The organism is Pontixanthobacter sp. CEM42, assembly GCF_017812015.1.
Classification (GTDB): Bacteria; Pseudomonadota; Alphaproteobacteria; order Sphingomonadales; family Sphingomonadaceae; genus Pontixanthobacter.
Genome location: NZ_JADQTN010000002.1, coordinates 917414 through 942719 on the forward strand (window position 1 = coordinate 917414; position 25306 = coordinate 942719).

Consider the following 25306-nt stretch of genomic DNA (forward strand, 5'->3'; position numbering starts at 1 on the left):
AGACGGCGACGACAACGGGTGAGTGAGTTGAAATATAGCCTCTTGAAGAACACGCTATGAGCCTGCGGCTGGATGGCGTTTCGAAATCGCTGGGAGGCGAAACGCACATTTACCCGGTCGATTTGGAATTCCACAAAGGAACAATGAACGTTCTGTTGGGCCCAACATTAGCGGGCAAGACATCATTGATGCGTCTCATGGCCGGTCTAGACAAGCCCGACACCGGCAAAATCTATTGGGACGGAATTGATGTCACCGGCCAGCGGGTGCAGGCCCGTGATATCGCGATGGTGTATCAGCAATTCGTCAACTATCCAGCGATGACGGTTTACGACAATATCGCATCACCGCTGAAACTGCAGAAGCGATCATGGGCTGAGATTGACGCAAAAGTCAGGGAAATTGCGGAACTGCTGCAATTGGCGCCCATTCTGGATCGCAAGCCCAATGAAATCTCCGGAGGCCAGCAGCAGCGATGTGCCATTGCGCGCGCGCTGGTGAAAGACGTTGGCTTGGTTTTGATGGATGAACCTTTGGCTAACCTCGATTACAAACTGCGCGAAGAGCTGCGCGTCGAAATTCCGCGTTTGTTCGCTGCGTCAGGAGCCATCTTTGTGTACGCGACCACTGAGCCGGAGGAAGCGTTGCTGCTTGGCGGGAATACCGCGACTGTTTGGGAGGGGCGAGTAACGCAATTCGGACTCTCAATCGACGTATATCGCCGGCCTGTCGATGAGGTCACCGCGCGCGTTTACTCCGATCCGCCGATGAATTTCCTATCCGTGCGAAAAGAAGGTGCGGTGGCCCACTTCCCGGGCGGTCAATCGGCGCAGGCTACACGCGATTTGGCCCGATTGCCTGACGGTGAGTATCGCGCCGGATTTCGACCCCACCATGTAGAGATGAGCGTGCGATCAAAGGACAATGTCTGCTTCGACGCAAAGTTGATTGCTACAGAACTTACCGGATCAGACACATATATCCATGTGGAAGCGGTTGGCGAGCGCTGGATCGGTTTGGTTCCACGCCTCCAAGCACTTGAGGTTGGCGCTGCTCTGCAAATCCACCTGAACCCCAAGAATGTCTTCTATTTTGATCGCGATGGAAAGCTTGTTGGCTTGTCGGAAGCCGAAACCGAGAAGCAGGGAGAATAGACTTGGCCTCCATTACTCTTGAGGCTTTGGCGCATGCCTATCACCCTAACCCGAAATCCGACGATGATTTTGCGCTCAAAGAATTGAACCAGACATGGGAGGATGGGCGCGCATATGCTCTGTTGGGCCCCAGTGGATGCGGGAAAACAACGTTGCTAAACCTGATGTCCGGCTTGCTCAAACCAACGCGGGGGCGAATTCTGTTCGACGGTAAGGATGTCACCGCGTCGTCCACGGCGGAACGAAACATTGCACAGGTTTTCCAGTTCCCTGTGGTCTACGACACCATGACAGTGGGCGAGAATCTGGCTTTCCCGCTGCGCAATCGAGGCATGGATTCGCAATACATCTCAGAACGCGTGGCGCGCGTCGCTGAAATGATCGGGTTGGAAGTGCGCGTCCATCAAAAGGCACGGGGGCTAACCGCGGACCTGAAGCAAAAAATCTCACTCGGCCGCGGTGTGGTTCGTGATGACGTGAACGCCATGCTGTTTGACGAACCATTGACGGTGATTGACCCGCACTTGAAGTGGGAGTTGAGAACACAGCTCAAATCCTTGCACCGCGAATTTGGTCACACGATGATATATGTGACCCATGATCAAACCGAAGCACTGACTTTTGCAGAACAGGTGGTGGTTATGCACGAAGGACGGGTGGTCCAAATCGGCACGCCACAGGAACTCTTCGAACGCCCGTCGCATGCTTTTGTCGGGTATTTTATTGGTTCCCCCGGCATGAATTTCGTGCCCATGTCGGTTGATGGGCGAATTGCGCAGAATGGAGGTCGAACAATCGATCTCGCTGCCGATTACGGAAATCCGCAAGGTAATGTCCTGTTGGGCATACGGCCCGAATTTGTCACGTTGACAAAGGGTGATGGTTTGCCGGTAGGCATAAACCGCATTCAGGATGCAGGGCGGCATAAGATCATCAATGCGACATTGTTTGATGCCGAAATCAACATCGTTGCCGATGCGGGTTTCGCAATTGAATCCGATATGACCAATGTGACCTTCGACCCCAGCAAAGTCGGCATTTTTTGCGATGATTGGCGGCTTGAAAGCGTCAAAGAGGGGACTCGCTGATGGAAAAGACGGTCAATCAGCGTGCTTGGTTCTTAGTGCTTCCGGTGTTGGTGCTCGTCGCCTTCTCGTCCGTTATCCCGATGATGACCGTGGTGAATTATTCCTTCCAAGACAGTTTTGGCGGGAATGAGTTCTTTTGGGTAGGCCTGGAGTGGTATCAAGAGTTGCTGCGGTCAGGGCGGCTTTGGGATGCCTTTGGACGGCAGTTGCTGTTCTCTTCCATTATTCTGGCAATCGAGATCCCATTGGGAATATTGGTCGCTTTGAGTATGCCGAAAAAGGGATGGGCTGCGTCGGTCTGTCTGGTCCTCATGGCGCTGCCACTGCTCATTCCTTACAACGTTGTTGGCACCATCTGGCAGGTGTTCGGTCGGGCCGATATTGGTTTACTCGGACGCACACTTTCAGACCTCGGCATATCTTACAATTATGCGCAAAATGCCTTTGATGCCTGGGTGACTGTCATAGCGATGGATGTCTGGCATTGGACGTCTCTGGTGGCCCTGTTGGCTTATGCCGGGCTGCGCTCAATCCCGAGTGCTTACTATCAAGCGGCTGAGATTGATCAGGCGAGCCGTTGGAGCGTCTTTCGCTATATCGAGTTGCCTAAGATGCGGGGAGTCTTGATCATCGCGATCCTGCTGCGCTTCATGGACAGCTTTATGATCTATACCGAGCCGTTTGTTTTGACCGGCGGCGGACCGGGGAATTCGACGACCTTTCTATCGATTGATCTGGTGAAAATGGCGTTGGGACAATTTGACCTCGGCCCTGCAGCGGCCTTCTCACTGATGTACTTCCTCGTCATCCTACTCATTTCCTATGTGTTCTACACGGTGATGATCACCATCGACAAAGATGAGGCGAAGGCATGAGCGCGGAACCTCGCATCAATAATCGCAAGTTCAGAATCCGACCGGCAAACGTTGTGATTGCCGGGTACTTACTGTTTTTGCTCGTGCCAATTTACTGGCTGGTGATCATGAGTTTCAAAACAAACTCAGAGATATTGAGCTCTTTCACGCTGTTTCCAGACAATTTCACACTGGAGAACTACCAGACAATTCTCACCGATCCGTCGTGGTATATGGGGTATGTAAACAGCTTCATTTATGTGTCGCTCAACACGGTGATTTCTTTGCTAGTCGCGCTACCGGCTGCTTATGCGTTCAGCCGCTATCGGTTCTTTGGTGACAATCATTTATTTTTCTGGCTGCTGACCAACCGGATGGCGCCGCCGGCTGTTTTCGCTCTGCCCTTCTTTCAACTCTATTCAAGTGTGTCGTTGTTCGACACGCACATTGCTGTCGCTCTGGCCCATTGTCTGTTCAATGTTCCGTTAGCGGTGTGGATTTTGGAAGGTTTCATGCGCGGAATCCCGCGAGAGATCGATGAGACTGCCTTTATTGATGGCTACGGCTTCACGCGGTTCTTCACCAGGATATTTGTCCCGATGATCGGGCCGGGCATCGGGGTGACCGCATTCTTCTGTTTCATGTTTAGCTGGGTGGAATTGCTGCTCAGCCGCACGCTGACGAGCGTGGATGCAAAGCCCATCACTGCGATCATGACACGGACAGTTTCAGCATCGGGTCTGGATTGGGGCGTGCTGGCGGCGGCGGGCGTGCTGACCATTATCCCTGGCGCGATCGTGATCTATTTTGTGCGCAATTACATTGCCAAGGGCTTTGCTTTGGGGCGGGTTTGAGCGAGTTCGATATGGAAGAGGTGTTCTAGATGGACTGGATGGCTTGGACGCTGCCAACGGCGCTATTTTTTATTGCTATTGCCGCTATGCTGTTCGGCATGAGCCTTTTGCATATGAAATACCCCAGCGTCGCGCGGATCGGAGTGCTTGGCATTGAAACGATGCGCGGCGACAGGCTTTTCATCTCGCTTCTGGGTTCGGGCTTTATCAACCTCGCCTGGATCGGCTTGGTAGACGCACCGCAATATGGCGCGCTTATCATCTGCGGTATCTTCGCATTTTGCGTGTTTCGCTGGGTATGACGACAACAACGATCGGATCGACGTAATGAGAATCATGACAACCACTGCGATGTGCTGTGTAAGTTTGGCTTTGGCATCCTGTTCAGATGCCAGCGATACGCCAGATGTTGTCCAGTATGACGTCACCGGTCAGGAGGCTGCAAGCAAGTTTTTGGACGCGGAGATCGGCGATCTGTCAGCCCTGTCCCGCGAGCAGCAAGAAGCTGAACTTACCTGGTTTATGGATGCGGCGGAGCCGTTTCAGGGTATGGAAATATCGGTGGTGTCCGAAACCATCGCCACTCACGAATATGAATCCAAAGTTCTTGCGCCTGCGTTTTCGGCCATCACAGGCATTCGGGTGACGCATGACTTGATTGGTGAAGGCGATGTAGTCGAGAAACTGCAAACACAGATGCAGTCTAACGAGAATATCTATGACGCCTATGTCAACGATTCCGACCTGATCGGGACTCACTGGCGCTATCAGCAAGTGCGCAATCTTACTGATTGGATGGCAGACGAAGGCAGCGATGTGACCAATCCGGAGCTCGATCTAGCGGACTTCATCGGGACCGACTTCACGACCGGTCCAGATGGCAAACTTTACCAGCTCCCGGATCAGCAATTCGCGAACCTTTATTGGTTCCGCCACGATTGGTTCACAGACCCTGAGATCAAGGCCGATTTCAAACAGCAATATGGTTATGATCTGGGCGTGCCGGTCAATTGGTCCGCTTATGAAGACATTGCAGAATTCTTCACGGGTCGGGAAATTGATGGCCAGACGGTCTATGGCAGCATGGATTATGGCAAGAAAGACCCATCGCTCGGTTGGCGTTTCACCGATGCTTGGATGTCTATGGCCGGTATGGGATCGATTGGTGAGCCGAATGGATTGCCGGTCGATGAATGGGGCATTCGCGTAAACGAGAAGTCGCAGCCGGTGGGTTCCTGTGTCGCAAGGGGCGGGGCAACCAATTCGCCAGCCGCCGTTTACGCAATCGCCAAATATTCCAAATGGCTTGCCGATTATTCGCCGCCATCGGCAGCCGGCATGACATTCTCCGAAGCGGGCCCAGTTCCTGCGCAAGGGGCCATCGCGCAGCAAATGTTCTGGTACACTACCTTCACCGCCAACATGGTTGGCGACGAAGCGTCCGCCGTTCTTTACGATGATGGAACCCCACGCTGGCGAATGGCGCCCAGCCCGCATGGTGCCTATTGGCAAGACGGTATGAAAGTGGGCTATCAGGACGCCGGATCATGGACCCTGATGAAATCCACGCCGACTGACCGTGCAAAGGCAGCCTGGCTTTATGCGCAGTTCGTGACGTCGAAAACTGTGGACGTCAAAAAGGCGCATGTCGGACTGACCTTCATCCGGGAATCGACCGTTCAGCACGAATCCTTCACCGAGCGCGCGCCCAAATTGGGCGGGCTGGTAGAATTCTATCGCTCGCCTGCACGTACCCGCTGGTCACCAACGGGTACCAATGTGCCCGATTACCCGCGTTTGGCTCAGCTCTGGTGGCAGAACATTGGTGATGCTTCCTCGGGCAACAAAACACCGCAAGCTGCGCTTGATGCACTGTGTGAGCAGCAGGAGCGTGTCCTCGCCCGTCTGGAGCGGTCAGGCTTGCAGGGTGATCTGGGCCCCAAACTCAATGACGAGCAGGGCGGGACGTATTGGTTGAACCAGCCGGGTTCTCCCAAAGCTAAACTGGCAGATGAAAAACCCGCCCCGGTCACGATTGAATATGACGAGCTGCTGGAAACATGGAAATAGCGAAGGCGTGAGCAGGCGCTGGGCAACAACTGGTTGAGGATGAATTTCATGCGTGTTTGGACTCTAGCCGCCGCATTGGCGACGATGGCTTTGGCACAGGGGCTTTCAGCCCAACCGACATATAGTACAAAGATCACGCGTACTGAGTTCAACATACCGCATATCCAATCTGATAGTTGGGGCGGCGTTGGCTACGGCGTTGCCTACGCCTACGCGCAGGACAATTTCTGCATGTTGGCAGAGGAGTTCGCGACCGTTGCCGGTACGCGCTCGCTCCATTTCGGGCCAGAAAACAGTTCCGTGCTCGGCTTTAGCGCGGTCGACAATGTCACCTCGGACGTGTTCTATCGCAGCCAGATCAATCTCGAAGAACTGCGCCTTGGTTGGGACGAACAAAGCGCTACTGCTCGCGAATTGCTGGATGGCTACATCGCCGGATATAACCGGTACCTGCGCGACACCGGGATCGAGAACCTGCCTGTAGCCTGCGCGGGCAAACGTTGGGCGCGCGCGATTGACCGCGATGATCTGGTGCGCCTCAATCAGAAACAGATGTTGCTGGCCAGTTCGCTCGCGCTCGCGCCTGGGATTGCCTCGGCGGCACCTCCGGGAGCGCCTGAGGCATCGCAAATTTCTTTCATTTTCGAGCCGCATGAGGACGAAGTTCTTGGCAGCAATGGCTGGGCATTTGGCGGCGATGTCACGACAGATGGCAAGGGTTTGCTGATCGGCAATCCGCATTTCCCGTGGGAAGGGCCGGCACGCTTCTGGCAGATGCATGTCACAGGTCCGGATGGTTATGACGTGATGGGCGTGGGTATCGCTGGTTCACCGATCCCGACTCTCGGCTTCAACAAGGATGTCGCCTGGACGCACACAGTCACTGCTGCGCGCCACTTTACGATCTATATGCTCGCGCTCTCACCCGATGACCCGACTGTGTATCTCGTTGATGGTCAGCCGGTCAGAATGGCCAAGACCGAAGTGATCGTGCCGATGCCTGACGGCGCTGATCCCGTTACGCGCACCACCTATTCAACCCAGTTCGGCCCGGTCGTGACCATGCCCGGATCGCCGCTTGCGTGGAGCAAGGGTGCTGCCTTCGCAATCCGTGACGCCAATTCGGGCAATCAGCGGGCGATTGATACTTGGCTTGGTATCGGCAAGGCCGCGAACGTCGGTGAGATCGAGGCTGCAGTAACCGACCGACTCGGCATTCCGTGGGTCAATACGATTGCTGCGGATCGGCACGGCGATGCACTGCATGCAGACATCACAGCGGTTCCCGGCGTAACGAGCGCAATGGCACAGTCTTGCAGCACACCATTTTCCAGCTTCGTTGCTGATAAGGTCACCTTGCTCGATGGAACACGCGCGATGTGTGACTGGCGCAAAGGCGCGAACAGTTCTGTGGCGGGACTTTTACCAGCCTCCGAGCAAGCCTCCCGCACTCGCCGTGATTACGTTGCCAATAGCAATGACAGCTACTGGGTCAGCAATCCGCGCGAACCCTATCGTCAGCTATCGCCGATATTGGGTGATTTCGAAAAAGCGCTTAGACTGCGATCTCGCTCGAACTTCACCGAAACCGAAGCGGCGATCCAAGCGGGCAAACTCGATCACGATGCTGCTAAGGCGTTGGTCTTCGGCAATAAGAGCCTCGCCGCCGACATGGTGGTTGAACCGCTACTCGCCCTTTGCGCCGACCGTGAAGACCTCGCAGAGGTGTGCGAAGTGCTGGGCAGATGGGATCGCCTATTTGAAAAGAACAGCCGCGGCGCGTTTCTTTTCATGGCGTTTTGGGAGAAAATGCGGAAATCCGATGAGTTGTGGCAAGTCCCGTTTGATTCAAACGACCCGGTTAATACGCCGCACACGCTAGCAACCGATGGCACAAAGGGCACGGCGCTGATCGGCGCGCTGCTCAGTGCCGCCGCTGATATCAAGGAAACGGGGATCGCTCTGGATGCACCGTGGGGCGAAGTTCTGACGCGCCGCCACGGCGAGCGCCGGATTGCACTTCATGGCGGCCCCGGCGTTGCCGGTGTTCTCAATATGCAGCGTGGCCGCTTGATCGAAGACGGGATCGTCCCCGTTCACGGCTCCAGCTATATCCAGATCGTCGGGTTCGATGAGGATGGTCCAGTGGCCGATGCGATCCTAACATACTCGCAAACGACCGATCCGGCGTCCGAGCATTACTCCGATCAGACCGAACTGTACTCTGATAAAAAGTGGCATCGTCTGCCTTTTGCAGCATCGGAAATCGAAGGGCAGCGCGAAGGCCAAACGGTGTTGCTTGCCGAGTAAAGATACTGGTGAACCCACAGTGCAAGCGGCAACTAGGTGGTAGCCCAAAAGTCCGGTCCGAGTAGCTTTTTGATCTAAAGCAGTCAGTCAGCTTTCGGCCCAACTGCCGGCTTTCTGATCGACAATGGACCGCCAAATCCTGCCACTTGTCGAATAACTTAGTTGCAGCATATTGAGTTTGCTTCAAAAAAGCGCACTGATGATTAAACAGTAGGGAGGATTCTGTTGTCACCGGTTAGACGCCACCGAAAACCTTACGCTGCGCTTGTTGCAATCTTGGCCGCTGGGCTGAGCGGATGCACGTCAATGCTTCCTGCGACGCATGTCGCCGAGGCAAACATCCCCGTGCCCGAAGCTTTCGTTGCTGGCAGCACAGCGATCGGCAGCGATGTCTCGCAATACTGGCAGGATTTGAACGATCCGTTGCTGACCGAATTTGTCACTCTCGCCATCACTAGCAATCTCGACATCGCCCAATCTGCAGCGCGATTGGGCCAAGCGCGTGCAGCGGTTGCGTCGGCGCGATCTGGCAGACTGCCGCAGATCTCCAGCACTGGCGGCGTGCGGCGCGATGTCGGTGATTTTTCTAACGATCAGTTGCAGTTCAACGTTGGTGCCGATGCGAGTTGGGAAGCCGATTTGTTCGGGCAAATCTCTAACTCCGTTTCTGAGTCACGGTCAGATCTGATCGCCGCCGGATATTCACTTGCCGACGTCCAGCGATTGGTAGTGGGCAATGTTGCGCTTCAAACAATCTCTGCCCGCGCAATAGCCGTACAACTCGCAATTGCGCGGGAAACGCTCGCGATTCAGGAGGAGAATCTTCAGATTGCGAAATGGCGTAGGCAAGCCGGGCTCGTCTCTAGCCTGGATGTTGAACAGGCGCGCGGTCAACGCGCTCAAACGGCTGCGTCAATCCCTGCTCTGGAAAGTGACCTTGCTACAACCGCCAACGCTATATCAACCCTGATCGGAGAACCTCCAGGCCGTGTGCTCGCATTGCTGAGGGAAGCCGCGCCTATCCCTGAGCCGACCGTAGAACTTGGCTTCGGTGCACCGGCAGAAGTGCTTCGCCGCAGGCCCGATGTGCGCGCAGCAGAATATGCCTTAATGTCGGATACAGCACGTATCGACGTTGCGCGGGCACAATTGCTGCCGATGGTACGGTTGACTGGCACGCTTGGATCGGCAAGCAGCGGCGTCGAAAATTTGTTCGATATCATCACGGGCAATCTGTTTGCCGGCTTAAGCCAGCTGATCTTTGACGGCGGACGCACGCGTGCGCAAATCAGTACAGCAGAAGCACAAGCCGAAGCCTCTCTAGCCGCGTGGAGGCAATCAATCCTGCGTGCATTAGAAGACGTTGAGTCGAGCGGCATTTTACTCACAACCTCCCGTCAGCGGGTTGCCTTGCTGAAAGATGCGCTCGAAGCGTCGGAGAATGCCGCAATCCTTGCACGCAGCCAATATCAGGCGGGTTTGATCGATTTCCAAATCTTGCTGACTTCGGAGAGTCAATTGCTTTCTGCGAGAAACGCAGTTGCCGCCGCAGAGGCGCAGCGCGCCAGTGCCTTTGTCCGGCTTACACAGGCTCTGGGCGGCGGCTGGACACCCGATAGGTCGATGATCGCCGAAGAAGGAACTTCCCAATGACCGATGCCACAGACAACGCACCGGCTGAAAGTGTCGAGGAATTCCTCGGTGAGAAAGAGCGTCCGCGCTGGCGGCGCTGGGCCAAATATTGGGTGCCCGCGCTGATCATTTTGCTGCTGGTTCTTGGGGTTTCGCGTTGCTCGGGAGGCGACAAGGGTCCGCAATATATTACGCAAGTCGTCAGCGAGAAGTCGCTTGATCTAACCGTGTCCGCGACAGGCAATTTACGCCCCACCAATCAAGTCGAGGTAGGCTCAGAAGTTTCAGGCAGGATTGATGACATTCGCGTCGATGTGAACGACCGCGTGACGCGCGGGCAGATTCTCGCCGTCATCAATACAGAAATTATAGACGATCAGATTGCTCAATCGCGCGCCAATCTCAACGCTGCAACGGCTGCAGTGGCACAGGCCCAAGCGGGCTTGAACGTAAATACTGCGCAGCTGGCACGCCTTCGCGAAGTGCACCGAATTTCGGACGGCAAGGTTCCTTCGCAAACCGAAATGGAGCAAGCCGAGGCTGCCGTTGCGCGTGACAAGGCAGCAGTCGCCTCTGCGCGGGCAAATGTCGCAGCAGCAAAGGCAGCTTTGTCGTCCAGCACCACTACACGTGGGCGGGCCGTCATCCGCTCTCCTGTTTCTGGTGTTGTTCTGGCCCGCCGTATTGAGCCAGGCCAAACGGTTGCTGCATCATTCAACACGCCGACGCTGTTTGTTCTTGCTGAGGACCTGTCAACGATGCAACTGCGCGTCGCGATTGACGAAGCCGATGTCGGCCAGGTCGCCTCGGGGCAGAAGGCAACATTCTCTGTCGATGCCTATCCAGGACGCCGCTTTCCGGCGGTGGTTGAGCGGATTGATCTAGCCTCGAACACTACCGCGCAGGACGGCTCTGGCGGGTTGTCTACGAGCGGCAATTCAGTAGTTAGTTATGAAGCGCGGCTGTCGGTCGCCAATTTGGACGGATTACTCCGCCCCGGTATGACCGCGACTGCGGCAGTCTCCACCGAAAGCACCGGCAAGCAACTGCTCGTTCCCAATGGCGCGCTCCGCTTTCGCCCCGATTCCGTCGCTGAGGAGAGCGGCGGCGTTCTCAATCCGCAAATCGGACTTGAGCAGAAGGAGCAAGAGGCAACCATCGGCGTGGGTAGCAAGCAACAAGTACACGTTCTGCAGGACGATGGCAGCCTTAAGGCTATCAGTGTTATCACTGGTCAAAGTGATGGCCGCATGACGGTGGTCAAATCTGATGAATTGAAGGCCGAAATGGAAGTTGTCACTGGAGAGAAAGCGCTCGGCGAGTGAGCGAAATACCGCTCATCGAGTTGGAAGGCATCACCAAGACCTTCGGCAGCGGAGCAGCTGCATTCCAAGCGCTCAAGGGCGTCAATGCGGAGGTTTCGTACGGCGATTTCGTTGCGATCATGGGTGCTTCGGGTTCGGGCAAGTCAACGACCATGAACATTCTTGGCTGTTTAGATGTTCCGACTTCGGGAATTTACCGCTTTCGTGGCACTGAAGTTCAGGCCTTGACGCGCGATCAGCGCTCGCTCTTGCGCCGACGATATCTCGGATTCGTGTTTCAAGGCTTCAATTTGCTGTCACGCACAACCGCGCTGGAGAATGTCGAACTGCCCCTGCTTTACCGCGGCGAGAACAAGGCTCAGCGCCGCGAAGCTGGCCTGAAAGCGCTCGATATGGTCGGCCTGGTTCCATGGGCCAAGCACACGCCTGCCGAACTGTCAGGCGGCCAGCAGCAACGTGTCGCGATAGCCCGCGCGTTGGTCACCGAACCAGATGTGCTGCTCGCCGACGAACCCACAGGCAATCTGGATAGCGAACGATCGGTCGAGATTATGGAGTTGCTGACCGAGTTGAATCGTGGTGGGATCACAATTCTGATGGTCACGCATGAAGAAGAGATGGCCTCTTTCGCGAAGACAATCATCCGCTTCCGCGATGGTGTCGTCGAGCGGGTTGAGCAAGGGGCCGGTCGACACGCAATGCACGATGCCGGAATGACTGTCTGATGTTCAGAATATTCGGTGCCACACTACTCTTGTCGCTGCGCGAGATTCGCAGGCATTTGCTGCGATCATTCTTAACAACATTGGGGATTATCATTGGCGTTGCCGCAGTGATTACAATGGTCACGCTGGGCAAAGGCGTGACCGCATCGGTACAAGATCAAATTTCCTCGCTCGGTTCGAATGTCTATATCATCTTTCCCATTCGCAATGAGCGCGGAAATCCTAGGCCCTTCGATCAAGCCGACGTCGATGCCGTCGCAAACCAGATTGCTGGCGTCGAGGTTGCGGCGGGCAATGTTTCGACCTCCGCCACCGCATTCCACAATGGCCAGAATTGGGCATCACAAGTGGAAGGTGTCAACAGCGAGTTTCTAAAAGCGCAGTCAATTGAACTGACCGAAGGCCGGCCGTTCACTTCGGCAGAAGAGAGCGCTGGTCAGAATGTCTGCCTGATTGGGCCCAAAGTCGTCGAGGCGATTTTTGTCCCTGGGACCAGTCCGCTGGGTGAAGAAATGCGACTCGATTCCGTATCATGCACCGTCGTCGGGGTACTCGAAGAGCGCGGACAGGGCGGCGGCGGAAGTGACGAAGACAACACTGTGATGATGCCGCTTAAGACCGTGCAGCGGCGGTTTACCGGCAGCGATGATATTCAGTTCTTTGTCGTCAAATATGACGCGAGCTATTCAAGCTCGGGCATCCAAACCTCCCTGATCGATCTGTTGCGCGAGCGACGGCTTTTGCAAGAGGGGCAGGACAATGACTTTAACATCATCGATACTGCGCAGGTCAATCAGGCATTGGGGGCAGCGACTGGCGCACTAACAGCCATGGTCGCCGTAATCGCAGGAATTAGCCTGCTGGTTGGCGGGATCGGTATTATGAACATTATGCTGGTCTCAGTGACTGAGCGAACCCGCGAAATCGGGATTAGATTGGCCATCGGGGCGCTTGCCAAAGAAGTGCAATTGCAGTTTTTAACCGAGGCTGTGGTGCTTTGCTGTCTCGGCGGCTTGGTCGGTATCGCATTGGCCTTCGGCATGTCGTTCGGACTCGCGTCAGCCATCGATGTACCGTTCCTGTTCGATCCGATGATCAATATTCTTAGTTTTCTATTCTCAGCAGTGATGGGGATTATCTTCGGATATTATCCCGCGCGGCGCGCCTCCAAATTGGACCCAATCGAAGCGCTTAGACATGAATAACTTAGATCATTGCTACCGCAGTTAGGCCGTCCAAGCTCACGTTAAGTAGGGAATCGAACGGCGGCTTTCCCGGATATACCGCTCAGCAAAGCGGACAGTCCGTAATCGGCCCAAAAAGTGCATTCTCAGAAAGCGCTTTTGTTGGACCGATTTTTTCGGGAGCAGATTCCAGTGCGTCAACAAAACAAATAGACTGGTTTGGACATAAGGCGCATTCGATAAATATCTTGCACTGCTCGAGCATTTATCGAATCTGAGACGCCTCAATTTGTCTTTGCCACTAGCACTAAGTCCATCACTTAGGCAGGATATCGGTGCGAAGATATGGATGGATTTGAACACCTAGCGATGAATTGGCGCTCGGCGCTGGTCGGGCTGACGATGGTTTGCTCAGCGACCGCGCTGATCTATCTGGCACGGCGTGGTATCGAGCGGCGTGCAATTGGCTGGCTAGCGGTCTTTGTGATCGCGGCAAACGTCTCTGCCATTCCACTGCTGATCGGTTTTGCTGGCGCATATGACATATGGCCGGGGCTGACATTCCTGCCCACCCAGACGGCACTTTTCTTTGGCCCAGCCGTCGCGCTCCATGCGCGCGCACTTATGATAGGAAGCGTGGATCGGCGCCTGTGGTGGCTTTTTACGCCTGGCATTGCCTATTGGATCTATCAGCTGTGGGCGTTCACCATGCTAGGCGACTACCGGGCAAAATGGGCGTTCAACGATGCCGTACACGAGCCCTATATCCTGCCAGTCGCAGTTGTCGGCTCGTGGATACTGGCAGCCGGGTGCCTCGCCTATGTCTGGCAGCTACGCACGCGCTATCTACAATGGTTGCAGGACCATCACTCCGATGACGAACGCTTTAGTCCGATCTGGCTAACCCACCTGGTCGTACTGGCCGGCATAGTCGGCCTTTTCTGGGCGATTGAAGGTGTCTTAGCACGGCTGATGAACGCAGATTATCCCGACGTCTTCATTTGGGAGTTTATCGCGCTGTTTGCGATTTTTATTATCGTGCTGGAAGCGCTCGCAGGGATCGACCGCCCCTTTCCAAAAATGAAAATGGGCAGCGAAAAGGAGCTGGATAAGCCGAGCGAACCTGCGGCGCGCGATTGGGTACTTGAAGGGACGCGGCTGAAAGCACAAGTGCTGGAGCACAAATGGCATCTGGAGGCGGGCCTCTCTTTGCAAGTGCTCGCGCGCCGCTTCGGCATGAACCAAGCCTATCTTTCGCGCGCGATCAATCAGGGGCTGAAACAGAATTTTAGCGGCTTCATTAATGGCCTCAGGATTGAGCATGCGAAGGGCCTGATCAAGGCTGGCAACAAGTCGATGATCGATATAGCGCTGTCGACCGGGTTTGGCTCCAAAGCGAGCTTCAACCGCGCGTTTAAACTGCACACCGGCACTAGTCCGAGCGAATATCGCGCTGCGCAGCAGGCGAAGTAAACCGTCTCAAATCACAAAAAACATGTCATTTTTCTCTTATTGCAGCGCAGCTAATCGCGGCACCGCTAGATCAGAGCGCAAAGGAGAATACCAATGAAACCAGCCTCTCTTATGCGCGGTATCATGGCCGCATTTGCGGTAGTAATGGCCCCAACGGCCGCGCCAGCACACGCTCAGGATAACGCTGCCGATCGATGGCTCACAGCCGAGCAGGTACAGTCTGACATAGCGCTAGCGCAGGAGGCATATTCGCGCATCCACCCCGGATACACCCGCTATGCAAGCGACGCAGAATTGCGCGCGGCGTGGGCCGAAATTGATAACCGCGCTAGGGCGGAAGGCGGCATGGCACTTGGCGATCTTTACCTTGCGGTTGAGTTGGCCCTGACGACAATCCGCTGTGACCATACCAAAGCCGAATTACCCAAAGCCATGCGCAAAGTACGCGAAGGCAAGCCGCTTTATCTGCCCTTTCTGTGGCAGCTGATTGAGGGTCGCGGATTGATTGAGCTCGCATCGGCAGACTCAGGCTTGGGGCGCGGCGAGGAGATTGTTGCGATTGATGGGCGCCCGCTCGAGGAGGTCGTCGCAAGCGTATCGCCTTACATACCGGTCGATGGATATACCGACTGGGCCAAGCGCGCAGGCATCGCGCAGTCACTCGAATTTATGGGCGGCGCGGTCGATCACTTCGGCATACTGCTGTGGGATACTCCGGCTACCGCTAACCTTACAATTCGCAATGCCGAGGGGAGCGAGCGCACGGTCATGGCCGATCGTATCTCGTTTGAAGAGTGGTCTGCTCTTGGACGTGATTTAGGCAACGCCGCGAACTTCAAGGATGCCGTTCATTTCGAGCGCGTGGGCGACAACACAGGCTATCTCAAAGTCGATACCTTTGTTAACTACCGCGATCCTGTTGACCCGCATGAAGTGCTGTCTCCGGTATTCGAGGCTATGCTGGCCGAACGGCGCGGCACCTTGATCCTCGACCTCCGCGAAAATGGGGGTGGCTCGACCGATGCATCGCAAGCCCTCACATCATATCTGCTTGAAGAAGCAATGCCGCTCAAGCTGTCAATGAAGGTTGCAACGCTCGACCTCTCAGGATTGAAGGAAAACCTCACCACATGGGACGTGCGCGCGCTCAACCCTGATCCGCGTGGCTTCATCGCCAATGAGGATGGCACGTATACGCTGCGCGATGGGATCATGGACGATACCAAGGTGATCGCGCCAGCAGACGCGGCCTTTCGTGGGCGATTGCTTGTGCTGACCAGCAATAGTAATTCCTCAGGCAGCACGAATTTGCTGGCAATACTCGAACAGCAAGAGCGCACGACCCTGATCGGCGAGCGGACTGGAGGCAGCGCGGAGGGGCCGACTGCTGGAATTCTGTTAACATTGACACTACCCGAAAGCGGGATTCGCACGCGCATTCCATTGTTCCGTTATAAAAACAACGTGAACACATTTGAGCCGGGTATGGGCCTCTCGCCAGATATTGCGGCCAGCATGACGGTCGAGGATTTTCGTAGCGGTAATGACCCAGCGCTTATGGCGGCCAAGGCACTCTCCAATATGGCTACACCCATCACTGAGCCGCGCGATCAAGAGCCGCTCGCGAGCATCACTGACTTTACCCCGATGTTGGGCGAAGTATGGAGCGGTGAGCTTGAATACCTCAATTATGGCAGCACTGAGCGCTCAACAATTTCGGTGCAAATGATCGCCCGCGACATGGGTAAGAGATCACTGAGCTACGGCGTCATTTATCCCGGCGAAACGCATATGAACGCGCGCGAAAAACTGCGCATCTCACGCGATGGCAGGCAGATAGATGGCAATACGATTACGCAGCGCAATGTGGCCGCAGACGGCGTACTTACTTTGGTGACGGAGGGTAATGGACGCGATGATAATCGCCCAGCTGACATTCGCATGACTTACAAGATTGGCGCAGATTATTTCAGCATCCGTAAGGACGTACGCTTCGCCGGAGCCGAGTACATCAACCGAAACGAGTACCGGCTCACGCGGTAAGCGAGCTATCCCCAGCAGTTGACGTACGGCAGAATTTGGCTGGTCAGCGAAGGGCGGTATTTGATCTCTTTTCGCTAAAAGCTGACATTCGGCTAACGGCCCAATAGCGGCAGCTGTTCAGACTTTACGGCAAAGACGACGATATGTTTGACTTAGTTGCGCGGTATCGAGACGGAGAAACTTCCGTCCATTGCTTGAATGCCCGACGAAAATTAGTCGTTTCGGTGTAGCCAAGGCGAGCTGAAATTTGATCGACACTCATGCTTGTATGAGTCAGGTAATCGGTCGCCAGGCTCTTCCTGATCTCATCTTGTAATAGGCGAAATGAAGTTCCTAGCTCTTTGAGCTTCCGGCGAAGAGTCCGTGAACTTATCGCCAGACCGGATGCTACAGCTTCCATGTCCTGCATTTTGCCCGGCGTGCGCAGCAACTCCCGCCTTACGATACGCAAGAAATTATCCTCACCCTTGTGCCGGGCCGAAAGTTGCTCTGCTAATTTGAGACAGATAGCTGCACTGGCAGGGTCCGAAGTGCGCAACGGCTGGTCAGTCGGCGCTCTGGTCCAAACCACGTTTTGCGGCTGATCATAACGCACTGGACATCCAAAGTACTCTTCATATTTTCGCGCATAGACCGGCTTTGGATAGCTTAAGTGCACTTCCAACGGCGTTGGCGGCTCTTGGAGATATTCGCTCGCTACCCGGAGTATTCCCATCACATTCTCTTCCACACAAAATGGAACCAGGCGAGCGATTGGGAAAATGGGATCCATCTGGATCCGCTGCCTATAGCCATCAATCGTGATTGTGGTCTCCATCAGACTAGGGGCGGCCTGAAAGAACTTGGATCCAATTTTCGCAGCCTCAATCTCGTTGGCGCTGCTCATTATCGCGTATCCAAGAACGCCCCAAGTGCCGACAGTTTCTCGGTCCCCAACCTTTAGGCCGAGCCATGGTGTGAGCGACAATCGGAGCGCCTCATCGATTAGGCTGAACATCTGATTGAATGACAGGAATGCATCTTCGCCATCTATGTCACTTTCGTCGAAAGCCAGGCCGCCAAAGGCCTGCTTTGGCGAGACTCCTTGTTCGCCAAGTATCTCGACGATGAGCCGCGCGATCTGGGTCGAAAGGACCGGACGGTCGAAGTTCTCAAGGTCAAAGCCCAAGGCCATATGTCCGAAAATGATCCATCTTTGTCCTGAGCTAACCTATATGTCGGATGTTGGCCAGCGTATCTCGGTCTCATCAAACAAGGAGAGACAAAGATGGCCCTTCCGCAAATCATCAACGATCAGCACGAGCTTCTGACGATCAATATCAATGCAGAAGAACCGGTCCCACACCCAACAGATGGTTACAGCCTTCAACCGCTCTTCCTCGACAAGGAGAATGGGACCTGGGTGCTCTATGCTCGCTTCCAGCCCGGCACAAAGCTGCCTCGTCATTTCCACACGGGTACGGTCCATTTCTTTACCACCAAGGGCCAATGGAACTACGTTGAGTACCCTGACCAGCCTCAAACCGCAGGCAGCTACCTCTACGAACCAGGCGGATCGGTGCATCAGTTCATGGTGCCGGAAGATGCGGAAGAAGCGGCCGAGGGTTTCATGGTCGTCTCTGGCGCAAATGTGAACTTCGATGACGATGGCAATTTCATCAATATCGATGATGCCAATGGGATCGAGCAGGCGATGCTGGCGATATGTCAAATGACTAACCGTCCCGTGCCGCGCTATATTCGTCCTAGCAATGACGCCACTTATAATGGAGGCGGCAAGCCACTCGCCGAGGCAGCAGAATGAGGGTCGCGGTTGTCGGAGCCGGCATCGCAGGTCTTGCCGCTGCTTATCGCCTTCAAGAGCGCGGGCATGAAGTCACAGTCTATGAGGCATCAGAGCGAGCCGGAGGACGCGGGCGTCTGCTAAACCGGCCGGGCACGGACGACTGGGCCGATGTGGGAACGCAGTATTTTCACTCGAACTACAAGATCGGGCTGAAATTGATCGATGATCTCGGGCTCACGCCAAAGCTCAAGACACTCGGTGGACGGACCCGCATGTTCTATGCGCCGGGTAAATTCTATGACTTGTCGCAGAACCTGCCGATCATTCGCTCAGCCGGTGTCATGGGCAATATCAAGATTGCATGGTTCGTTCTCAAAACACTGATGAGGCTGCGCTCAGGCTGCTTTGAAGCTGACGCCAAACAGGCGGTCCATGATCAAGTGGCAGCCTATGAAAGCACTTCGCAGAAGGCTCCGCTCGATCACATTGTCAGGATGTTGAGCCTGATTGGCGGCTTGAACGAGCCCGACAACGGAAGCGTCAGTCTCTTGCAGATTTACCGTCTGATCAAGATTGTGATGTTTACCAGCTATATCTCCCTGGAGGGTGGCACAGCCACGCTTCACCGAGAGCTGTCTGAGCGCTTGAACGTCCAATACAATTCGCCCGTTGCCCGACTGACCGAGAGCGGCGGCAGTATCAGCGGATTGCAGCTTTCGAACGGTCAAATCGTCGATGCCGATCATGTTGTGGTCGCTGCGCATGCGCCCAATGCAGCACGTATGTTGCCTCCGTCGTGGCAGGAAGAGCGCGCTTATCTTTCCGGCATAGAAATGCCGAAGATGGCAATCATATCCTTCTTCCTCGACCGCGAGCTGACGCCGGGTGTCTGGACCTATTTCGCCCCAATGGATCACACAGGCCCGATCACGTTTTGTGTCGATGCACAGCAAAAATCCCGAGGCAACACACCTTCGGGTAAGGCAACCCTGCAAGCGTGGGTTTTGGCGCCTAAGTCCGACCAATACATGGAGCTGGGCGACGCGGAACTCACCGATGTGGTGCGTAAGGATGTCGAGAATTTCCTTCCAGGAATTTCTGACATGATTGAGGACAGTCATGTCATGCGGCACGAAGTTGCAATCCCGCAATCCTCAGTCGGTCACGATGCGCGTTCACTCGCATTTCTAGATCAAACTGACTTGAGGGCAGGCGTCTCCTTCTGCGGCGACTATCTGGCAGGCGGCTACATGGAAAGTGCGCTTTGGAGCGTCGAGCGGGCGCTTGAGAATTTTCCTGCTGAAAGCGCAAAAGCCCCGGAGCGTCCAGCCCTGTCAAAGGCTGCCTGATAGCACTCAAAACGGAAGGAATGACCGATGACCGTTGATCGTCCATGGTTCTATCCTGATTGCGTAAGCGCGACGGGCGGCGACACCATCCGTTTGTTCGCCAGCGCGCCCGCCAGCCTTTGCACGCTAGTGGTTTCACGAGTTGGCAAAGACACGGTGGAAGTTGCTCGGTTTGAGGGGATCGCGATCGGCAATCACCCCATTCCAGATAACGCAGACACGGCTGGCTGTGGTTGGCCAGAGTGCTTTAGCTTCACTGTCGCCGAGGAATGGCAAACGGGTTACCACGATCTGACATTGACCGACGCGGAAGGAAGATCGAGCCAGCACTTTCTCTGCGTTCGCAAATCTAAGGGTGAGGTCAAAGCCAAGGCTGTGCTCATACTCTCGACCAACACTTATACTGCCTACAACTATTGGGGCGGATGCAACGCCTATGCCGATGTGATGGCGCTAGTCGAGGGGCGGGTCACACCTGATGCTTCGCGTGATGGTGCCATTGCTCACTTGTCACGAATGCGCCCATACCCCCAAGGCCTGATTGCTCCACCGGGTGAACCGCCGAGACTTATCAACTACGAGCCACGCGATGTCGGACAAATGCCGATACCGGGAGACTTGGGCTGGGCCATGCAGCACCGGCCCACACCCTACGATGGTTCGGCCTGTTTCTTAAAGAAGTGGGAGCACGTCTTTGCGATCTGGGCAGAAGAGCACGGATACGAACTGGACTATCTGACCGATCACGACTTTGAGCGCGATCCAGAGGCTTTGTCGGGGTATGAAACGGCTCTCGTGGTTGGGCACAGCGAGTATTGGTCTGGCGTTCAACGGTTCGCGGTTGAGGAGTTCACAAAGGCCGGCGGAAACTTCGTCAGCTTCTCTGGCAACACGTGCTATTGGAAAGTCCGCTGGGAGGACAATGGTACGACGCTCGTGGCACACAAATGGGCGGGCGAGGAGAATGACCCGCTTTGGGCCGATCCTGCGACCCGCCAAGAGGCTACGCATCTCTGGTCTCATCCTGAGTTTTCCGCTCCCGAAGCACGCTTCCTTGGGCTGTCATTTCTTTATGGCGGCTATCACCGGATTGGCATGTGCGCAGCACGTGGAAGCGCGGCCTACACGATCTACGATGACGAGCACTGGGCCCTCAAAGACACTGACCTTTACTATGGCGATGTGATCGGCGGGAACGTGCCTCTCATCGGGTATGAAAATGATGGTTGCCCGATCCAGTTCGGCGAAGACGGATTGCCAAAAGCCGGAGGCGGCTTGGGCGTCCCTGAGAACCTAGAGATCATCGCGACGACGCCCGCCACATTGGCGGAATCGGACCGCAGCCCCTTCCCCAAGATCATTCCGCTGGAGGATCGCGAGATCCTGACCCGAGTGACCTTTGGCGAAGATTCAGAAACCAATCGCGGCAAACTGATGCGTGGCCATGCTGTCATGGCGAGTTTCAAATGCGGCAAAGGAGAGGTCTTCAACGCGGGCACCACCGAATGGGTGCACGGGCTTTCCGCAAAGGACCCATTCGTCAACAAAATCACGCAGAATGTGCTCAACAAATTTGGAGTGCAATGCAACGATCAAGAAAGGAATTCACTGTGAACACGCCTGAAACAAATGTCGCATTTTTTGCAAACCTTCCCGCGCCTACGTCTCCCGAGATTGAGCAAGTTCGAAGCTCTTTTGCTGAAGACTTCAAATGGCACTACTTCAATGAAGGTCTGCCCGAGCTGAACAAAACCTATCACGGCTTTGACGGCTGGATGCAGTTCTTTAAGGATCTGGCTGAGAAGACCGGCGGCACCTTCAATGTTGGAATGAGGAACATCCACCCAATAGGCGATGAACTCGTGGTGGTCCACGCTCTACCGAACATGACGCTGGATGGAATGAGCTTGGAAACCGATGCCGCCGTTGTTTGGCGGGTTGTTGATGGCAAGATTGCTGAAGCTTGGGATATTCCGGGCCTCAACTCTGCGATCCGACCACAAGCTTTAAGCCCTGCGGAATCTGCCTGAGATGTCTGGCAGTAGGCAAAAGTCCATATTCATCACCGGGGCTGGACAAGGTATCGGCTACGCTTCTGCAAAACGCTTTGCCAATGAAGGATGGCGAGTGGGTGCAACCGATGTTTCCGCCGCTGGTCTTGATAAGCTGCGTGCAGAACTGGGAGATGATCACTTTTACGAGCGGCTTGATGTCACGGATTCTGACGCGTTTGAAGGGGCGCTCTCAAAATTCGGCGCGGTGAATGATGGTGTTATCGATTGTATGCTGAATAACGCCGGTGTCCTATTCAACGACCACTTCGAGAGGGTCAGTCTAGAGCAGCACAAGGCATTGATGGCGGTGAACGCGAATGGCGTTCTTTGTGGCGCATACCTTGCCTTCCCCTACCTCTCCAAGAGCGATAGGGCTTCGTTGATCAACCTTAGCTCCGGCTCGGCGGATCGCGGCGTGCCAAGCATCGCCAGCTATTCAGCATCAAAGTTCTTTGTGCGCGGCTTGACCGAAGCTTTGGCGATCGAGTGGAAACGCCATGGCATCCATGTTTGTGCAATTGCACCACACTTTGTCGCTACTGAGATGACGCAGGGTGATCGATCAGAGATTTTCACCGCGAACGACATTGTCATTACCGCAGAGAACGTCGCTGATGCAGTTTGGAATGCTGCCCAGTCTCGCAGCGGCCACTACGACAGGGTTGAAGGCTTCCGCGCCAAAGTAGAGCGTAAACTGGCAGCTATTCTCCCCAACAAGTGGGTTCAGCAGGTCATGGCCAAGGCCGCGAACTACCCATTCTAACCGGAACCATTGAAACGAAAGCAATGAAAACTCGTCCAAGATATGGGTCGTGAGTGGAATGACCGCTTTGGAGTTACCTCTGGACAAAAACGGAATGTCTGCAATCGGCCCAGTTCCGGTTGATATCGAGCAAATGCGTTCAATCAATCCTCTTAAGCAATCGAGCGATTGATGTTGGGTGCCAGTGGCTTCCGTTTCTAGTCCTAATTCCGGCGTCGTTCAGCGCCGAGGCAACTTCTCTCAAGCTTCCCGAGACGCCCAAGCCTAACTTGTCGATTTCTTTGGTGATCGTTCTTGCAAACTCGACTGCTTCGCTCCGGTTTTGCTTGGCCAGTAACTTTCCATTCCGCCCAAGCTCGACACCTCGCTCCTTAGCTGCTGCCAAAGCTGCTTTGGTCCGCTCACTGATCCTTCTTCCTTCTTCTTCCGCCATTGCTGCATAAACATGCAGCATGAACCGGTCAGCTTGAGGCATATCGGCCGCTACGAAATCAACGCCGCTTTCCATAAGGCCGCTAATGAAATGAACATTGCGAGCAAGCCGGTCTAGTTTGGCGATGATGAGCTTTGTCTTATGCTTGCGGCAATAAGCCAGCGCTGCCTTCAGTTCAGGTCTCGCGCTCTTTTTGCCGCTCTCGATCTCCACAAACTCGTGGAACCCAAAGGAACCAACCAGTGCAATGATTGCACTGCGCTGCGCTTCGAGACCTAGGCCTGATTGACCTTGTCTTTGTGTGCTTACTCGAAGGTAAGCGGCTGGCACTGGTAACTCGCTGCTCATGCGGGGGTTACATGTAAAGGTTGGTTTGTGTGTTACGGAATGCGCCATCAGCCAATCTCCTCAATCGGAAATCGGCTGGCGGCGGTGCGAAACAGCTCCATGCCTTCCGCAAAGACCGATTGTTCGAGATGGAAGCCGACGCTGTCGGCAAGAGTTCGGACTTTCTGGATGTTACCCCAGTTGTGCAATTGATTGCACAGGGAGGCCACAGATCTAAAAGCGAACTTCTTGAGCATTGGAACGTGCAATTCGGCTGGTAGCACCTCAATCAGCCAAATCGCGAGTTCGGCATCTACTCGGCCCAGTTTGCGCAGATACCTGCTGCCCTTGGCTGTATGGCCATCATAAGCGTAGGCAGGGACGTCACCGATGGTAGCGTTCCAGTTCAACTGGTCTTTGACGATCTCAAAGGTCGATTGGTTCTCAGACCATTCCTCCCAGAGCATGGCTGTTAGGGCGGGGAAGATTGTTTTGGTCGACTTCGATGCAGCCTCACCGATAACCGCTAGATTTGAAGCAGCCGAGTCCCTCGCGAAGTATCGAAAATAGGCGGCAAGATCACCGGAACGAGCAGGCATAGCCTCGGAAGGAAATTTGTCAGTCCCGCATAGTAGCCATGTCGCTGCGGCACGCCGCAATATGCAGCGATCGGTAGGCGTCAACAATCTACGCAGGTCGCCGTCGTCCAGCTTAGAAACTTGTGAAATGATAGCCGGCGCTGAAGGCGCGTGTTCTAGAACTGTCACTAGATCATCGGTGATCCGGTTCTTTGGGGCTCCGCAGAACCTGCTGATGAACCAAGCAGCAGTATGCCAGTCACCACCAAGCTTGGTTCGCAATCGTTTGTTGCGCGCCAATTGGCTTGCATTGCAGCACGCATCGAGATCTCCGAATGAGACATCTTCCCATCCGATGAGCGGCAACCTTCGCCACACAATGCGCGGGTCTAGCTGGTGCAAGAAGCTACCCGCAGCAAGGGCAAAGTCGGCTTGCCCGCGCCGGATCGCCTTTTGCAGTAGGCTCGATGCAACCCATTTGTCCGGGATGTGCATTTGCTTGATCTTGGGAGTTGGTGCCTCTCGAATTGCGAGAAGCAAATCAGACGGAACGGACGAGCTTGATTTAGGTAATTGCAATGTGACCTCCTTATCGGGAGGTCGCCGTGCTTGGTCCCATCACCTTTCTTGAAAGGTTACTGGCGAAGAGCAAGGGTTAGCTCAGCGCCGAGCGAATGGTGTTCAGACAGGGCGCCCGAAAGGAGCCAGTCTGCTTACGACCCAATTGCGGACATTTGTTGCTCATGGAAATCGAATGAGCGGGATCGCTATTTCAAACGCCTTTTGATCCGGCTGAGCGCCTGCGGAGTGATGCCGATATAGGCTGCCAGATCAGCCTGACTAACTCGATCTGCAATGTCGGGCATGGTTTCAACCAGCAAAGCAAAGCGGTCCTCAGCAGAAAGGCTTAGCAGTTGATATTCGCGCTGTTCTTTGCGCTTGCCATAGGTGCCCAAAAAACCGACCAGTGCGTTGGCTAGCCCAATGTCACTTTGTGCGGCGTCGGCTAGAATTTTGTAAGGCAGAGCGATGGTCGTGGTCGGCTCGCTTGCGACCAGGCTAAAGGTGCATGGATCACCATCTACCAGCGCCACCATGCTGCCAATTATCGACCCTTCTGGAAGGAAGGATTTGATATGCTCCTTGCCATCAGCGCGAATGTAATAGGCTTTCAGAAGGCCTGACTGCACGAAGTAGATATTCGAATTGCTATCGCCTTGCATAAAGGCATGATCGCCTGATTCCAATGCCACTTTGCGCCCATTTTGGATCATAAGCTTTTGAAATAGCGACAAATGAACCTC

22 protein-coding genes are annotated in these 25306 nt (G+C 54.9%); 18 read left to right on the forward strand and 4 right to left on the reverse strand.

Annotation, left to right across the window (positions count from 1 at the left end):
- Positions 1–56 precede the first annotated feature (56 nt).
- From J9777_RS14345 to J9777_RS14405, 13 genes are all read left to right on the forward strand, one after another.
- Complete coding sequence (locus J9777_RS14345) at positions 57–1154, forward strand: ABC transporter ATP-binding protein (protein WP_209349465.1); 1098 nt, start codon at positions 57–59, stop codon at positions 1152–1154.
- A 2-nt stretch (positions 1155–1156) separates the two neighbouring features.
- The gene (locus tag J9777_RS14350) at positions 1157–2242 is read left to right on the forward strand and encodes an ABC transporter ATP-binding protein (protein WP_209349466.1); all 1086 of its coding nucleotides are present in this window, start codon (positions 1157–1159) and stop codon (positions 2240–2242) included.
- Positions 2242–3117, forward strand: coding sequence for a sugar ABC transporter permease (locus J9777_RS14355; RefSeq protein ID WP_209349467.1), 876 nt, complete (start codon positions 2242–2244; stop codon positions 3115–3117). The genes J9777_RS14350 and J9777_RS14355 overlap by 1 nt, the downstream gene beginning before the upstream one ends.
- Entirely contained in the window at positions 3114–3950 is an 837-nt protein-coding gene (locus tag J9777_RS14360; RefSeq protein ID WP_209349468.1) for a carbohydrate ABC transporter permease, read from the forward strand. Before J9777_RS14355 ends, J9777_RS14360 begins: the two co-directional genes overlap by 4 nt.
- A gap of 29 nt (positions 3951–3979) precedes the next feature.
- Positions 3980–4252: a DUF2160 domain-containing protein gene (locus J9777_RS14365; RefSeq protein WP_209349469.1), complete on the forward strand. Its 273-nt coding sequence runs from the start codon at positions 3980–3982 to the stop codon at positions 4250–4252.
- A gap of 25 nt (positions 4253–4277) precedes the next feature.
- A complete protein-coding gene (locus J9777_RS14370; protein WP_245228765.1) occupies positions 4278–6020 on the forward strand; it encodes an ABC transporter substrate-binding protein in 1743 nt (580 codons plus the stop codon).
- 48 nt (positions 6021–6068) lie between these two features.
- Positions 6069–8330 (forward strand): penicillin acylase family protein, encoded by a 2262-nt coding sequence (locus tag J9777_RS14375; protein ID WP_245228766.1) that lies wholly within the window; start codon positions 6069–6071, stop codon positions 8328–8330.
- Positions 8331–8555: 225 nt separating this feature from the next.
- Positions 8556–9983 (forward strand): efflux transporter outer membrane subunit, encoded by a 1428-nt coding sequence (locus tag J9777_RS14380; protein ID WP_245228767.1) that lies wholly within the window; start codon positions 8556–8558, stop codon positions 9981–9983.
- Positions 9980–11287, forward strand: a complete 1308-nt coding sequence (locus J9777_RS14385; protein ID WP_209349470.1) for an efflux RND transporter periplasmic adaptor subunit — start codon at positions 9980–9982, stop codon at positions 11285–11287. The genes J9777_RS14380 and J9777_RS14385 overlap by 4 nt, the downstream gene beginning before the upstream one ends.
- Positions 11284–12012 carry an ABC transporter ATP-binding protein gene (locus J9777_RS14390; RefSeq protein WP_209349471.1) on the forward strand — a complete coding sequence of 243 codons (729 nt, stop codon included), beginning with the start codon at positions 11284–11286 and terminating at the stop codon, positions 12010–12012. The genes J9777_RS14385 and J9777_RS14390 overlap by 4 nt, the downstream gene beginning before the upstream one ends.
- An 8-nt stretch (positions 12013–12020) precedes the next feature.
- Entirely contained in the window at positions 12021–13217 is a 1197-nt protein-coding gene (locus J9777_RS14395; protein ID WP_209349609.1) for an ABC transporter permease, read from the forward strand.
- Positions 13218–13541: 324 nt separating this feature from the next.
- Positions 13542–14669 (forward strand): AraC family transcriptional regulator, encoded by a 1128-nt coding sequence (locus J9777_RS14400; RefSeq protein WP_209349472.1) that lies wholly within the window; start codon positions 13542–13544, stop codon positions 14667–14669.
- A 93-nt stretch (positions 14670–14762) separates the two neighbouring features.
- A complete protein-coding gene (locus J9777_RS14405) occupies positions 14763–16712 on the forward strand; it encodes a S41 family peptidase (RefSeq protein ID WP_209349473.1) in 1950 nt (649 codons plus the stop codon).
- A 124-nt stretch (positions 16713–16836) separates the two neighbouring features.
- Here J9777_RS14405 and J9777_RS14410 read toward each other — a convergent pair whose 3' ends face one another.
- Complete coding sequence (locus J9777_RS14410) at positions 16837–17886, reverse strand: AraC family transcriptional regulator (protein ID WP_209349474.1); 1050 nt, start codon at positions 17884–17886, stop codon at positions 16837–16839.
- A gap of 93 nt (positions 17887–17979) precedes the next feature.
- On the opposite strand from J9777_RS14410, the gene J9777_RS14415 reads away from it, so the two are divergent.
- Genes J9777_RS14415 through J9777_RS14435 form a run of 5 tightly spaced genes read left to right on the forward strand, consistent with a single transcriptional unit; the run spans position 17980 to position 22664 of the window.
- The gene (locus J9777_RS14415) at positions 17980–18516 is read left to right on the forward strand and encodes a 2,4'-dihydroxyacetophenone dioxygenase family protein (protein ID WP_209349475.1); all 537 of its coding nucleotides are present in this window, start codon (positions 17980–17982) and stop codon (positions 18514–18516) included.
- Positions 18513–19847 (forward strand): FAD-dependent oxidoreductase, encoded by a 1335-nt coding sequence (locus J9777_RS14420; protein ID WP_209349476.1) that lies wholly within the window; start codon positions 18513–18515, stop codon positions 19845–19847. Before J9777_RS14415 ends, J9777_RS14420 begins: the two co-directional genes overlap by 4 nt.
- Positions 19848–19874: 27 nt before the next feature.
- Positions 19875–21461, forward strand: a complete 1587-nt coding sequence (locus J9777_RS14425) for a N,N-dimethylformamidase beta subunit family domain-containing protein (protein WP_209349477.1) — start codon at positions 19875–19877, stop codon at positions 21459–21461.
- A complete protein-coding gene (locus J9777_RS14430; protein WP_209349478.1) occupies positions 21458–21877 on the forward strand; it encodes a nuclear transport factor 2 family protein in 420 nt (139 codons plus the stop codon). Before J9777_RS14425 ends, J9777_RS14430 begins: the two co-directional genes overlap by 4 nt.
- Position 21878: 1 nt before the next feature.
- Positions 21879–22664: an SDR family oxidoreductase gene (locus J9777_RS14435; RefSeq protein WP_209349479.1), complete on the forward strand. Its 786-nt coding sequence runs from the start codon at positions 21879–21881 to the stop codon at positions 22662–22664.
- A gap of 139 nt (positions 22665–22803) precedes the next feature.
- Here J9777_RS14435 and J9777_RS14440 read toward each other — a convergent pair whose 3' ends face one another.
- From J9777_RS14440 to J9777_RS14450, 3 genes are all read right to left on the reverse strand, one after another.
- On the reverse strand, positions 22804–23445 hold the full coding sequence (locus J9777_RS14440; protein WP_209349480.1) for a recombinase family protein: 642 nt from the start codon (positions 23443–23445) through the stop codon (positions 22804–22806).
- A gap of 47 nt (positions 23446–23492) precedes the next feature.
- Positions 23493–24581 (reverse strand): hypothetical protein, encoded by a 1089-nt coding sequence (locus J9777_RS14445; RefSeq protein ID WP_209349481.1) that lies wholly within the window; start codon positions 24579–24581, stop codon positions 23493–23495.
- 188 nt (positions 24582–24769) lie between these two features.
- Positions 24770–25255: a Crp/Fnr family transcriptional regulator gene (locus J9777_RS14450; RefSeq protein WP_209349482.1), complete on the reverse strand. Its 486-nt coding sequence runs from the start codon at positions 25253–25255 to the stop codon at positions 24770–24772.
- Positions 25256–25306 lie beyond the last annotated feature (51 nt).

Coding starts and splice junctions, on each gene's coding strand:
- J9777_RS14400 (WP_209349472.1), top strand. CDS start 13,542: ATGGATGGATTTGAACACCTAGCGATGAATTGGCGCTCGGCGCTGGTC.
- J9777_RS14415 (WP_209349475.1), top strand. CDS start 17,980: ATGGCCCTTCCGCAAATCATCAACGATCAGCACGAGCTTCTGACGATC.
- J9777_RS14420 (WP_209349476.1), top strand. CDS start 18,513: ATGAGGGTCGCGGTTGTCGGAGCCGGCATCGCAGGTCTTGCCGCTGCT.
- J9777_RS14425 (WP_209349477.1), top strand. CDS start 19,875: ATGACCGTTGATCGTCCATGGTTCTATCCTGATTGCGTAAGCGCGACG.
- J9777_RS14410 (WP_209349474.1), bottom strand. CDS start 17,886: ATGGCCTTGGGCTTTGACCTTGAGAACTTCGACCGTCCGGTCCTTTCG.
- J9777_RS14435 (WP_209349479.1), top strand. CDS start 21,879: ATGTCTGGCAGTAGGCAAAAGTCCATATTCATCACCGGGGCTGGACAA.
- J9777_RS14385 (WP_209349470.1), top strand. CDS start 9,980: ATGACCGATGCCACAGACAACGCACCGGCTGAAAGTGTCGAGGAATTC.
- J9777_RS14370 (WP_245228765.1), top strand. CDS start 4,278: ATGAGAATCATGACAACCACTGCGATGTGCTGTGTAAGTTTGGCTTTG.
- J9777_RS14365 (WP_209349469.1), top strand. CDS start 3,980: ATGGACTGGATGGCTTGGACGCTGCCAACGGCGCTATTTTTTATTGCT.
- J9777_RS14360 (WP_209349468.1), top strand. CDS start 3,114: ATGAGCGCGGAACCTCGCATCAATAATCGCAAGTTCAGAATCCGACCG.
- J9777_RS14375 (WP_245228766.1), top strand. CDS start 6,069: ATGCGTGTTTGGACTCTAGCCGCCGCATTGGCGACGATGGCTTTGGCA.
- J9777_RS14345 (WP_209349465.1), top strand. CDS start 57: ATGAGCCTGCGGCTGGATGGCGTTTCGAAATCGCTGGGAGGCGAAACG.
- J9777_RS14440 (WP_209349480.1), bottom strand. CDS start 23,445: ATGAGCAGCGAGTTACCAGTGCCAGCCGCTTACCTTCGAGTAAGCACA.
- J9777_RS14405 (WP_209349473.1), top strand. CDS start 14,763: ATGAAACCAGCCTCTCTTATGCGCGGTATCATGGCCGCATTTGCGGTA.
- J9777_RS14355 (WP_209349467.1), top strand. CDS start 2,242: ATGGAAAAGACGGTCAATCAGCGTGCTTGGTTCTTAGTGCTTCCGGTG.